This is a genomic window from Moorena producens PAL-8-15-08-1, from assembly GCF_001767235.1.
GTDB classification, from domain to species: Bacteria; Cyanobacteriota; Cyanobacteriia; order Cyanobacteriales; family Coleofasciculaceae; genus Moorena; species Moorena producens_A.
This window is the reverse complement of record NZ_CP017599.1, coordinates 6,081,154-6,094,319: the sequence shown is the minus strand read 5'-3', so window position 1 is coordinate 6,094,319 and position 13,166 is coordinate 6,081,154. Positions and strand designations below refer to the sequence as shown.

10 protein-coding genes are annotated in these 13,166 nt (G+C 43.4%); 7 read left to right on the top strand and 3 right to left on the bottom strand.

Going from position 1 to position 13,166, the window contains the following annotated elements; genetic code table 11:
• Nucleotides 1-226: 226 nt before the first annotated feature.
• The 3 genes from BJP34_RS22240 to BJP34_RS22230 form a co-directional block, all read right to left on the bottom strand.
• On the bottom strand, nucleotides 227-1,510 hold the full coding sequence (locus BJP34_RS22240; protein WP_070394224.1) for a pentapeptide repeat-containing protein: 1,284 nt from the start codon (nucleotides 1,508-1,510) through the stop codon (nucleotides 227-229).
• 159 nt (nucleotides 1,511-1,669) lie between these two features.
• Nucleotides 1,670-3,685, bottom strand: coding sequence for an ABC transporter substrate-binding protein (locus BJP34_RS22235; RefSeq protein WP_070394223.1), 2,016 nt, complete (start codon nucleotides 3,683-3,685; stop codon nucleotides 1,670-1,672).
• Between the two features lie 249 nt (nucleotides 3,686-3,934).
• The gene (locus tag BJP34_RS22230) at nucleotides 3,935-4,297 is read right to left on the bottom strand and encodes a hypothetical protein (RefSeq protein ID WP_070394222.1); all 363 of its coding nucleotides are present in this window, start codon (nucleotides 4,295-4,297) and stop codon (nucleotides 3,935-3,937) included.
• Between the two features lie 182 nt (nucleotides 4,298-4,479).
• On the opposite strand from BJP34_RS22230, the gene BJP34_RS40580 reads away from it, so the two are divergent.
• The 7 genes from BJP34_RS40580 to BJP34_RS40575 all read left to right on the top strand — a co-directional run bounded on the left by BJP34_RS40580 (nucleotide 4,480) and on the right by BJP34_RS40575 (nucleotide 13,145).
• Nucleotides 4,480-4,662 (top strand): hypothetical protein, encoded by a 183-nt coding sequence (locus BJP34_RS40580; RefSeq protein WP_149031114.1) that lies wholly within the window; start codon nucleotides 4,480-4,482, stop codon nucleotides 4,660-4,662.
• Between the two features lie 411 nt (nucleotides 4,663-5,073).
• Nucleotides 5,074-6,396: a pentapeptide repeat-containing protein gene (locus BJP34_RS22225; protein WP_149031113.1), complete on the top strand. Its 1,323-nt coding sequence runs from the start codon at nucleotides 5,074-5,076 to the stop codon at nucleotides 6,394-6,396.
• A 655-nt stretch (nucleotides 6,397-7,051) separates the two neighbouring features.
• Nucleotides 7,052-7,222, top strand: a complete 171-nt coding sequence (locus tag BJP34_RS44080) for a hypothetical protein (protein ID WP_158517386.1) — start codon at nucleotides 7,052-7,054, stop codon at nucleotides 7,220-7,222.
• Nucleotides 7,223-8,966: 1,744 nt separating this feature from the next.
• Entirely contained in the window at nucleotides 8,967-10,745 is a 1,779-nt protein-coding gene (locus BJP34_RS22220) for a fatty acyl-AMP ligase (RefSeq protein ID WP_267876339.1), read from the top strand.
• A 43-nt stretch (nucleotides 10,746-10,788) separates the two neighbouring features.
• A complete protein-coding gene (locus tag BJP34_RS22215) occupies nucleotides 10,789-11,727 on the top strand; it encodes an acyl-CoA desaturase (protein WP_070394219.1) in 939 nt (312 codons plus the stop codon).
• Nucleotides 11,728-11,787: 60 nt separating this feature from the next.
• Nucleotides 11,788-12,108 (top strand): acyl carrier protein, encoded by a 321-nt coding sequence (locus BJP34_RS22210; RefSeq protein ID WP_202972007.1) that lies wholly within the window; start codon nucleotides 11,788-11,790, stop codon nucleotides 12,106-12,108.
• A gap of 125 nt (nucleotides 12,109-12,233) precedes the next feature.
• Complete coding sequence (locus tag BJP34_RS40575) at nucleotides 12,234-13,145, top strand: SAM-dependent methyltransferase (RefSeq protein ID WP_070394218.1); 912 nt, start codon at nucleotides 12,234-12,236, stop codon at nucleotides 13,143-13,145.
• The last annotated feature ends 21 nt before the right edge of the window (nucleotides 13,146-13,166 follow it).

Genomic DNA, 13,166 nt, shown 5'->3' with positions numbered 1-13,166 from the left:
AGGTTAAAGGTGGCAAGTTGCAGCTTTTCTATAAAACCTTAAACCTTAAAAACCTTCAACCTTAAAAACCTTCAACCTTAAAAACCTTCAACCTTAAACCTTAAAAACCTTCAACCTTGGCCTTTGGCCACGCTACGCGAACAACCTTAAAAACCTTCAACCTTCAACCTTAAAAACCTTCAACCTTGGCCTTTGGCCACGCTACGCGAACAACCTTAACGACCTTCTAGCGCCCTAATTTATTAGGAATTCCCTGACAACCACCCGGGATGGTTTTTCTTGACTTTTCACCGCACCAAGCACAGCAGTAGTAGTGCTGCTTTTCATCCATCCGCTGGACACCGGTGAAGTTAACATTTTCAACTACTGCACCGGTGTAAGCTCCAGTGCGATAGTCAGGAGGATGGGTACGACTGCGGGGACTGGCAGTTTCTACTGAACCATAAAATAGCCGGACTCCCTTGAGGTCAGCACCAGTGAGGTTGGCTTCATATAAAACAGTGCGGGATAGATTCGCTTGCACTAAGTCACAGAAGCTGAGATTGGCTCTGACCATATTAGCTTCGCCGAGTTCTGTCCAACGCAAATCTGTATAACTCAGGTCTGATCCAGCTAACATTACATTCAGATCAATAACCCTGATACCATAAATTCGGTCTTCTTGGTATCCTCCATACCCATCCAACATGGGGCGTCCTAAATGATTATCCCGTCTGAGGGGAGTCAGTAAACGGGCTTGGGACAAAAATCTGAGCACTTTGGCTTTCCCATGGGCATCCACACTACTGAGAATAGCAGCGGTTCTTCCTTCGCAAAATGCCCTCTCCTGGGGCCAATCTTCTAGCAATCCCTGATCATCTAAGGCTAGATCTGAAACTCCCTGAAAGTAAGCATCAATGGTTTGCTGCTGAGTAATCATATTTTGCTGGATAGTCAGGTCTTTGGAAATGACATATTGTCGCCAAGCAATGAATACTGCTAGGACGGCAATCAAAATCTGTCCCAAAGCACCCACCCATTCAGCCCATGACCCAAATTCATCCCATTTAATTTGAACCAACCAATGGCTGATGTTTTGGTAAACACCAAGAAATTTCAGTAAGCCACTTATTGCTGCTACCACTCCGATCGAGGCAATAACTTTGATTCTTTGTGGTGGTGGCAACAAATCCGTAAGCCATTGCTTGAGAACCGGTAAAATCACTGGCAGTGAAACCAGCAACGCCACAGTAGCTCCGGAGATCCCAATCCAGAGGTTATCAATCACTATCCCAAAAATCATGATAGCGATCGCAGTGAGAATAATTAGGCTTACGGAGCGATTAGCAGGAGTAACCGATCCAATAGTTGCTTTATTGGGCAGGTTTGACAACGGCAGGGTTGATAAATGTTGCTCCTCTTGAGTTTCGGGAGGAGATGGTGGTGAATGACCATTGGCTGAGTTCTTGGCACTACCGTTGTTACTATGTTCAGGCTGATTGGGTGGCAGAGGCTCAGGCAAGTTAGTCATGGCATTCCCATCAAAATAAGCTCAAGGTCAAGCAACATTAAAAAATAATACAGCTCTTAGACACTCTGATCGTTTTTTAGTTGATTTGCACCTCAACAGATTAGCAAATTTTAAAGTGAAATCCGGTAGACTTGACCTGTGTCCTTGTATAGCTACTCCCTACTCCCTACTCCCTACTCCCGATTCCCTACTCCCTACTCCTTCCAACCGAGAACTTTGTACCTCACCCGATTCAGAAGTGCTGTACCACAGATGAGCATTCCAGTTTGTATTGAAAGGATTGGGCATCCGCTCCTGAATCCTAGTCGATTGTACTTGTAGTAACTGTGGTTGAGATTGGGGAAGAGGCACGACAGTCCATTCTTTGTTTTCCCTCAAGGTCTTGGCCAGGTCTTTTGAGTAGGGTATTACTGCTGCAGTGACTTTATGGCCTAGCACCATATCGAGCAGCTGGTTGTGATCACAGATGACGGGAATGACAATTTGATCAAATCGTGGTGTGCCTTGCCAATAGTCTGGAAAAGCACTCAACTCGATGCCACTAGAACCGAAGGTCTCAACTTGGAATGGTCCAGTCCCAATCGGCTTTATCCCAAAGCGTTCTGTACCGTAACCATGGCGCGGTACAATTCCCACGGTTAAAAGTTGGGGATCAATAGGAGGTTTGGTTACAGGCTCAATTGAATCAATTGCCCTGAGGCCATGGAATTGAGAGGGTAACCTTTGGGGGGCAGACTGTAATGTAAACGCAATGGTTTTTTGATCTACGACTTTGATATCCCTGATGCTTGTCAAAACCAGTTTGCGCCAGGGTGAGTCAATTTTCCGTAGCACCTGATAAGTGAACTCAACATCAGCAACGGTTAGAGGGGTGCCATCGTGGAAACGTAGGTTGTCATGAAGCTGGAAATAAAGGATTTTAGTGATCTTGTCTACAGTTTCTAGCTTCCACTTGACCGCAAGATCGGGAACCAGCAACCCACGTAAGGAATTAAAACGACATAAACCCCGGAACACCAGACTCAATACATCCGCTGGTCCTAGGGTTGGGTTAAGCAAAGGGTCAAGGGTCTTAATCGGACGAAAATCAGCAATGGTAAGCTCTTGGCGCGATTTGACCCAAATCTTTTTGGTAAAGGTGCTGTTGCTTGGGTTGATATCGGGGAGTTGTTGTTGTGGATCAGCCGTGAAGCGGATCATATGGAAGCCAGCCTTGAACCTCAGTTGATGACGAATGCTGCTGTCTTGCGATCGCTGATTTGGTTGTAAGGTGCCATGGGGACTAAGGTCAGATAGATTGTTGATAGTCCACTCAACTTGGAAAGAACCGGTTGGGCTACTTCCTTGATTAATTAGATCTGCTTCTAATGTAATTAAATCCCCTGCTACTGGTAATGGAGGATTTAGGATAATGTCACGCACCAATAAATCAATAGTAGTGGCTTCCCAAGGAAGAGTATTGGTAGTTTGACCATCAATCACAGCAAATAGGACACCAACACCCCTGACTTGGGGCATAATCACACTCAGGCGGGACTCACTCCAACTGATGATTTTAGCTGGCTGACCCTGAAACCACACTAGAGCATCGGGTGAAGGCACAGAACCGAAATTACCCCCTTCAATCACCACACTACTCCCTGGCGGTGATTTAGCTGGTTTCACCTCAGTCAAGAATGGGAGTTGTCGCCACATCCGAATCCGTGGGTCGGGAATATCAGTTTTGCGGCTAACTTCGGCGATCATTGCTGGGGTTTGGGTGTAGCGCTCTAGGTCATCAACGGAGTAAATTGCGATCGCATTTAGTTGTTTGATCTCAGCATCAGTAATATCTGGTAACGTAGCCAGAGGACGGTTATCTACTGGTCGGTCTAGAGGCTTACGTAACCCATCCAACTGACTCTGTAGTACTTGGGTAAAATCCAATTTGAGAACAGTAGCACCATTTTCCTTGGGATCAACAACCGTCCGAAACCAAATTTCCCCATCTCGACCACGGCGCACTGTTACTTCCAAATCCAGGTTTAGCTGTTTGATAGCCAAAGACTTACCACGAGCATAGGATTTGAGGGACAGAGTATCTGCCGCATGGTCAATTTCCGATGCGATCGCATCCACCAATTCCGCCAGCTGCCATTCTTGGTTATCCTCTGTTACTGACTCATCAGTACTCATCGATCCGAAGTTCCCTCTTCTGACTTCCCTACTCCCAACTTCTTACTCCCGAGCAACCCCAAGGGCGGAGCACCTCAGCCAATGTAGAACTGCTATACATGCAATAGTTTATCCTTTACCTTTTGTCTTCATACCAAGTTGCGGTCAAACGTACAACTTTCTCTTCCGCCAATCTCCCTATCTCCCCATCTCCCCATCTCCCCATCTCCCTATCTCCCTATCCAACCAATCTGCTCTGTTTGAATGCAACTAGGTATCAGTAGTGATAGTGATTCGGATACGACCATTACGACCAACTGGTTCTGTTTCACGAGCTGATGGCATTGTCACTATCACTCTAGTTGACTTTTCTGGTAAAGACTGGGGGTCAGTTTGCAGGCGTAGATGGGCAGGAATCTCAACATCCACATCAGTGACCTGTAACTTCAATGGTTCAGCACCCCGATCACTACCCCGATCACTTGTTTTTTCCAATGTGTCAGTGATCTCTCGGAAAATCAATGTGATTAAATCCCCTAGTGTGATGTCAGCCATCAGAAAATCTTGGTGATTAGTAGTTGAATTATAATCTTTAGCAAAGGGAACAGGGAACAGGGAACAGGGAACAGTCATATTTTTTTTTAGGACTGAAATTGATTATTATAAGTTCTGATATTAATTTTTTTTAATTAATTTATTGATATAATGCTATGCTATATTATTTTGGATATACCCTAGTTTTTAGAAATCAAATTTAAACAATTATTACAGTTGTTTTTAAAACTAGCAAAAATTTCTATTTACTTGATTAAATCTTGCCTCTTGCCTCTTGCCTCTTGACTCTTGCCTCTTGCCTTTCCCTAAGGCAGTATGTTCACAACACAAAAAAATGCTATATAATAATCTTGATGAGGTACACAGGATTTTTTGATATTCCCGATTGTCTACTCCCTATTCTCTGCTCCCTGTTCCCTGTTCCGCTGTTCCCTGTTCCCTAAAATGCCAAACTTATGTACCTCACCTATTTTATCAATGCTATAATTCAGCATAATTGTGCCACTACTAATTAGTTAGTATGATGAAATTTTAAATACCAGAAATGCTGTCAAGAAAAAAACTTGTCAGATCAGCTAAAACCATAACTATAGATATCGCCCTTTGCTCAGAAGCAAGCGCTACTTAGGACTCCCGCCCTTAGTAAAGCGATCGCAAGTTGTGGTAATTCATCTAAAAAATTTCCGGAAGGATTGGGGATAACTGGGTATGGTGTTAGATATAAGGGTGCCTATAGCATCCGTGTGGACAAATATATTCAGACCCTAATACCTGTGGACTGGATAGTGCTGACACGACTAGGATGAAGCAGAAGCAACCATGACGCTGCCCTATTGTTAGCGTTTTTTTGTATCGTGGGATCGAATTGCATCATGGCAGACAAAGAGCATTTGGCTGTGCTCAAACGAGGGATAGATGCCTGGAATCAGTGGCGGAGGGAGAATCCTAACCTAGAGCCTGATCTGAGTGAGGCTAACCTCAGAGGGGCTGACCTCAGTAGGGCTGATCTCAGGCGGGTTAACCTGATCAAAGTTGACCTCAATGTGGCTAACCTAAGAGGGGCTAACCTCAGTGAGGCTAATCTCCTTGAGGCTAACCTCTGTTTATCTAACCTGATCAAGGTTAACCTTAACCAGGCTAACCTTTGCAAAGCTAAGCTCCGCTCTGCTAACCTCTACAAGGCTAACCTGATCGAGGCTAACCTCAGCGGCGCTAACCTAATAGAGACTAACCTCTACAAGTCTGACCTTTGCAAAGCTAAGCTCCGCTCTGCTAACCTCTACAAGGCTAACCTCAGTAGAGTTAACCTCAGCAAAACAGACCTTTGTGGGTGTTACCTTGGCAGGGCTAACCTTAGTGGTGCTAACCCCAGTCTGGCTGAGTTTAGAAATGCCGACCTCAGCCAGGCTGACCTCAGAGGTGCGGACCTCAGTTGGGCTGACCTGAGCAAAGCTGACCTGAGCCTAGCTAACCTAAGCAAAGCTGACCTTAGTGGAGCTAACTTCCATAAAGCTGACCTGACCAAGACTGACCTGAGCGGGGCTGACCTGAGCGGGACTGATTTGAGCGAAGCTAACCTTACCAAGGCTGACCTGAGGGAAGCTTACCTGATTAGGACTCAAGCATTAGACTGTAATTTTACTGAAGTAATCTTTACCGGAGCTTGTCTGGAAGATTGGAAAATTAATCAGGGCACGAAGCTGAAGCATGTGATTTGTGAGTATGCTTATCTAAAATATGACTATACACAAGACAAATTCATTGAACGTCGCCCTAAGAATGAAACTCAGAACTTTGCCCCAGGAGATTTTACTTATCTGTTTCAGAAAGCCTTGGAAACTGTTGACCTGACATTCAGTGATGGTATTGACTGGAAAGCTTTTTTGCTTTCCTTTCAACAGCTCAGGGAAGAATACGGTGAAGAATACCTATCAATCCAAGCTATCGAAAAGAAGAGCAGTGGTTCGTTTTTGATTAGAATTGAGGTGCCACTAGATGCTAGCAAGGCTGAAATTGAGCGTCAGGCAAAAACACTATATGACAATAAACTCAGTACCCTTGAAGGAATATATCGTGCAGAATTGAAAGCCTCCCATGACCAGCTAGCCAGCTCCCGTCAGCGCAGCGCAAATCTGTGGGAAATTGTTAAACAGCAAGCCAATAGACCCATTATTTAAGGCTTTTCTGTATCTGTTATAGCAATTCTCAGCGTCATGATGACAAAGCTGATCTTTTTAAGGCAGAAGGCAGAAGGCAGCTATCCTGAATTAGGAAGGTCTTAAGGCAATAAGCGCCAATCCAGATTGTACCTCATAGGTATGAAAAAAGCTATATGTTAAATTATCTATATGATCTCGAAAATTATTGCTAAGCAATAGTTTTAAAAATTATTTACGGTTAGTTTATAAGCTTGAAGTATAAAATCCAGGTATAGCTATCTTTGGAGTGATTTTAACTAACAGTTTTTCAGAGTAAGTCCGTAAGAGCCGCTAAAACAGATGTTATTGCTATATAGCAATCCTATCTGATTCGTGAAAGAAATGGGCTGCTTTAAGGTAGAAGGAATCCTCCCTAACCCCCCTTAAATAAGCAGGGCTGTTTCTTGCGTCGGACTCAAATGCGATTGGTGGGGAGGTAGGGAGATAGGGAGATAGGGAGATAGCGGTGCGACCCGTGGCGAATTAAATTCGCCACGGGTCGCACCTCTGCATCGCTATATTAATACCAAATCCTGTTCCCATACCCCCCTGATCCGCATAGCCATAGATTCCTGGCATACAAGAATTTGGTCTATTTTTATAAAGGGGTTTTGACAAACGGATTTGGTATAACTTGTGTAAAGTTGCCAAAAGTCCCTCTGCTCCCTGCTCCCTGCTCCCTGCTCCCTGCTCCCTGCTCCCTGCTCCCTGCTCCCTGCTCCCTGCTCCCTGCTCCCTGCTCCCTGCTCCCTGCTCCCTATTTCAACAGTTAATTTTACTTTTGTATATTTACTTTATAAATTAGCTCTTACCATTCTGTAACTTGATTATTCTTCGAAATGAAGTATAAAATGTGGTATAAGTTATTATATATGATCTCTTAATCGTTACTTTAGAATTCATCTGTCATCCTTCATAATGACTTCATTATTGACAATTAATGCTTCATAGGACTTGATTTTTTCGAGTAAATCAATTAGTATAATATCCAAAGAACAACAAAATAAATGGGTGGTAAGTGTAATTCTGCCCCCATCGTCAAGATATCTGTCTTGGCGTTGTTCATGGTACCCTTGCTTGCCAAGTTTGAGGTTGCCTGGTTAAATAGGGTGCTTAAAACTCCCTAGAGTCTTAGGTTATTCCAAAACTTGATTACAGATATGGGTAACTCCAAATAGGAGCCTATAGAGTTAATCTCCCTTGAAATAATCTCTAAGATATGAATTTCCGATCTACTAGTAGGGATTTCCAAATAAGATGTGTTTAACTTTTACTCCAGAAAAAAACCATCTAATTTTTGGAGTCCTATATATCCTAATATTGTGTTGTTTTCAGTCAATAAACACTACATGTATCAACTATCTGGTATTTCGTCAACAAGTAGAATAATGCCAGGTTTATTGATAACTATACCCAGTTGATTGACAAGATGGGTGTACTCTAACTTGCACCCCTACCCTGAGCAGTGAAAACTAGCTAGATTGATCGATTAACTTGCCAAGTCGTGTTGTTTGACTATATAATGTTATCCGATGCTCTAAAATTAAACCCACAATCACTTACTTATCATGACGCCACTTAGTAAGGTACGAGTACTATTAGCTACTAACCTATAGGTGTCGAGCGTTGGAAACAAAAGCAACGTTCAAACAAAAAATATCCCAAGTTATGATATAACTGGGAAAATCATTAATCTTTGATAGTTAATAATCATGGTATACTCATTCCTAGAACTTGTCAAGTTAGTTGTAAGGTATTTACCTAAAACTGATTATCCAGCACTAAATAGTCGTTATTTATCTTTAAGTTATTGGCTTGGTTATTCTATAGACAAAAGCCTAGCCAGCAGGCAAAATTTATCTCATGAGCTTAAATAGCAGGGGTGCGACCCGGCGCTTTCCTGGGATCCCTAGGGAACGCGAACCAAGAGCGCGAATAACTATTTATCTTTATAATTATCATTCTAATTGTCTTGATGCAGTCGGTGATAGGGGTTTCCGAAGATCACCCTTGGCATCAAGAATAAAATAGCAAAAAAATATCTAGCTAGTTTGTAGCGATAATAAGCAAGTACACAAAATTAATTGCACATTTTTAAAAACTCAAAGCATTTCAGGGTCAGGGTTATAGAGATTCGGAGTAGGCAATTAATTCTATGTAGGTGCTTAGCAGCTTGTAATTACAAGCTTGAGTTTGGTGATGGTTAAAAATTAACTAAAGTGGTAAATAAAAATCAGCGGTATTCCTGAATTCCTATAGAAAAGGATTAGTTAAAACCACTCCAAAAGGATTAGCGAAAACTACTCCAAAGATAGCTACACTCATGTTATTCTCAATATCCTAAACTAACGGTCAATAGAGGGGCGCTCCCACGCTTTCGTGGGAGCCCTAGGGAATGGGCAGCAAAAGAAAGAATGTCCAAGTTTTGTTTCTACCAATAGTTTTGGACATTATAGCAAGCAATAGTTTTGAATTGGTTACTAAGGCAGGAGCGGAGCATAGTGGCGACTTGTATAAATTATTTCCCCAATAATGTTGAGTCTAAATTCTTGAGTTTAGTTGATTTATTAGCCGACAGAGCGCAAGCGATGCCTGAGCAGCGTGCCTATATCTTTCTACAAAACGGAGAAACAGAATCAGGAAGTTTTACCTATGGAGAATTAGATAGACAAGCCAGAGCGATCGCAGCCCATCTGCAATCAATGCAAGGAGAACGCGCTTTACTGTTATACCCTTCTGGATTAGAGTTCATTAGCGCTTTTATGGGCTGCTTATATGCTGGGGTAGTCGCGGTTCCCGTTTATCCTCCCAGACGCAATCAGAAATTGTCTCGCTTGCTCTCTATCGTTAATGATGCTCAAGCTGATGTGGCACTGACCACCACATCGATATTGGCTGACATTGAGCAAAGGTGGGAAGAGGAAGCTGAATTAGCGCAGTTGAAGTTGGTAGCTACCGATACCATTGTTGCTGATAGTCAAGAGTTTGCACCATTATCAGTAACACAGTCGAGTTTGGCGTTTTTGCAATATACGTCTGGTTCCACAGGAAAACCGAAAGGGGTAATGGTGAGCCATGGCAATATCATCCACAACCAGCAGTTAATCCATCAGGCATTTGGTCATAGCGAACAGAGTATTGGTGTCGGTTGGTTGCCATTGTTCCATGATATGGGATTGATTGGTCACGTCCTACAGCCGATTTATGGAGGATTCCCCAGTATTCTGATGCCGCCAGTGGCATTTCTGCAGAAGCCGATTCGTTGGTTAAAGGCGATTTCTAAGTATAGGGCGACTACCAGTGGCGGACCCAATTTTGCTTATGATTTATGCCTCAAAAAAGTTAAACCAGAACAATTAGCTAGTCTTGACTTGAGCAGCTGGGATTTAGCTTACAGTGGGGCAGAACCATTACGGGCAGAGACTCTGAAGCAATTTGGCCAAAAATTTGCGAACTGTGGTTTTAACTACAGTGCCTTTTATCCTTGCTATGGCATGGCGGAGACTACCTTATTTGCTACCGGTGGTGAAAAGACTCAATCGCCGGTGATCCAAGGGGTATTAGCAGGAGAACTTGAGCAAAATTCGGTAGTAGAGACTGAAATTTCCTCGGATGAAAGTCGAGTTTTTGTTGGTGTTGGTCGTCCTTACCTGAACACAACAGTAATTATCGTTAACCCGGAGTCCTTAACTCCGAGTGAACCAGGACAAGTCGGAGAGATTTGGGTGTCGGGAGCGAGTGTGGCGATGGGCTACTGGAGGAAACCACAGAAAACCCAGGAGACCTTTCATGCAAACCATGCAGATAGTCAAGAAGGGCCGTTTCTGCGCACAGGAGATTTGGGATTTTTGCTGGATGGGGAGTTGTTCATTACTGGACGAATCAAAGATGTGATGATCATCCGAGGCCAAAACCATTATCCCCAGGACATCGAACTGACAGTTGAGAAGAGTCACCCAGCACTGCGCCCTCATTGTGGGGCGGCGTTTACGGTGGAGTTCAAAGGGTCAGAGCGACTGGTGATTGTTCAGGAGGTAGAACGAAGTTACCTACGGAAGCTGGATGTGAAAGAGGTAGCAGCAAGTATCTGTCAGGCGGTGACGGCAGAGCATGCTCTACAGGTTTATGCCATGGTTTTGGTTAAGACCGGCAGCATTCCCAAGACTTCTAGCGGTAAAATTCGCCGTCAGGCCTGTCGGGCTGAGTTTCTCACTGGTAGTTTGAATGTGGTCGGGGATTGGAGTCTCAATCCTCAGGGAAAAACCAAGTTTCGGGATTTACAAGCTGATTTCGAATCCTTATTACAGAAAGTACAAGCTTGTAAATAGTTGTGAAACAGGAAATCACTAGATCTTATCAGGAGTATTGTTGATGCAGTTGGACACCACAGCAAAATTTGAGTCTGTTACAAGTTCAAGAAAGAAAATAACGATAGGCAATGATGACTTAAAACAACTACAAAGACGTTTTGCCTTGGCCACTGTTTTAATTCCTTTTCTAGGGTCGGTTCTGGCAATTGGACTACTTTGGCGATCCGGGATTGGTGCAGTGGAAGTAGCACTGTTGATCAGCATGTACGCTTTGACTATTATCGGAATTACTGTCGGTTTTCACCGACACTTCGCACACTGCGCCTTCAAGACTAATATTGCAGTCCGAATCATCTTTGCCATCCTTGGTTCTATGGCTGCTCAAGGTCCGGTCATTCACTGGGTAAGCAACCATAGACGACATCATCAGTACAGTGACCAGTCCGGAGATCCTCATTCACCTCACCTTTACGAAGGTATTCGCGGACTATGGCATGGCCATATCGGCTGGATGCTGAATAGTGAGGTAACAAATGCAGCAGTCTTTGCTAAGGACTTACTGCGAGACTCTGCCATTGCCAAAGTCAACCAATTGTACCTAACTTGGGTAATTCTGGGACTTGCCATCCCCGGTGTTCTGGGTGGAGTTGTGACAGGGACGTGGATGGGAGCTTGGCAGGGATTCCTGTGGGGGGGGCTTGTCCGAATTTTCTTGGCACATCATGTCACTTGGAGCATCAACTCAATCACCCACCTCTATGGCAGCCGTCCCTTTGATACTAGCGAGCAAAGTACAAACAATCTCTGGTTAGCTATCCCCAGTTTTGGCGAAGCTTGGCACAACAACCATCATGCTTTTCCGAATTCAGGAAAGTTTGGATTGCAATGGTGGGAAATTGACCTGGGTTATTGGATAATTCGTACTCTTGAATTCGCTGGATTAGTTTGGGAGGTTAAGACTCCTACAGCAGGAATGATAGAGGCTAAAAAGGCTGCTTAGCTTATCTTTCAACAATTCGGTTAAAGTGTACTAATCAAAATTACTAAGGAGATTAAAACAATGGAATTCAAAACTTCTCAACTTAAGGAGATGTCTACAGTTTCTGAAAATAACAATGGCAATGGAGATGCACCCAAGAAGCCTGGAAGTGAAGCAGATATTCAAGCCTGGTTAGTCTCCTATCTGGCCGAACTGCTGGAAATTGAATCAGATGAGATAGATGTGAAAATTCCCTTTGATCGCTATGGTCTCGATTCTTCTGCAGCAGTTGGTCTAACTGGTGACCTTGAAGATTGGCTGGGCTCAGAGATAGATCCAACCCTAATGTACGATTATCCCACTATTCAAGCTATGGCTCAGCATCTAGCAATAGAAGGCTAAGTAAAGAGGTAAGTACCTGTATTTTTAAAGGAATGAATCCATCAACTAAACTTGATATAAAATAGTCAGTTTATGAAAAGGATATTAACTCACGTAAATTAATTTATAAAAAATAAAATAATGTTATGAATTCTGTGAAAACTATAAATCCCGATGGTTCGAATCAGGCAGATATAATTGATTACAAGGGAGCCTCGGCTGAGGCAATCCAGCATCATTATGATGCAGGTAATGATTTTTATAGACTTTGGCTTTATCATAGTACTAACGCCTATTATTCTGCCCTTTGGGAAGAAAATGACACCCTTGAATCAGCGCAGTTAAGAAAGATTGATTTTCATATCAACCAAGCCCGAGCTAGGGGTGCTAAAAGAGTATTAGATGTGGGTTGTGCCTGGGGTGGCACCCTGAAACGCCTTGTGGAAATGCACAATGTCGAGCATGCCGTAGGTCTGACATTGAGTAAGGCTCAGGCAGAGTGGATTGAGTCGTTCAACCAGCCAGGAATTGAAGTTAACTTAAAAAGTTGGTCTGACTACTTTCCCGAAGAACCTTTCGATGCAATTATATCAATCGGTGCCTTTGAGCATTTTGCTAAACTGGAACTATCGCAAGAGCAAAAAATAGAGTGCTATAGGACATTTTTTCAGCGCTGTCATGAGTGGCTAAAACCAGGTGGTTGTATGTCAATCCAAACCATCGTCTATGAGAACTCGCGAAGAGAAGACTTCAGTAAGTTTTTTGCTGAGGAAATATTTCCGGAATCTGATTTACCTCGTCTAGCGGACATTGCGAAAGCAACAGAGACAATTTTCGAGATTGTAGCCCTGAAGAATGACAGGGGACACTACGAACGAACCCTCAAGGTATGGCTAAAAAGGTTAAAAGCGAACCGTAAAGAAGCCGTAAATCTGGTGGGTGAGAAAGTGGTTGCCAGATATGAAAAATACCTCGCCATTTGTATGATTGGTTTCCACACTGGAACTACGAACTTGTCCCGCCTTACCCTGCGCCGGATTGAGAATCCTCGGAAGTAATTGCCTAGCACACAAATAAAC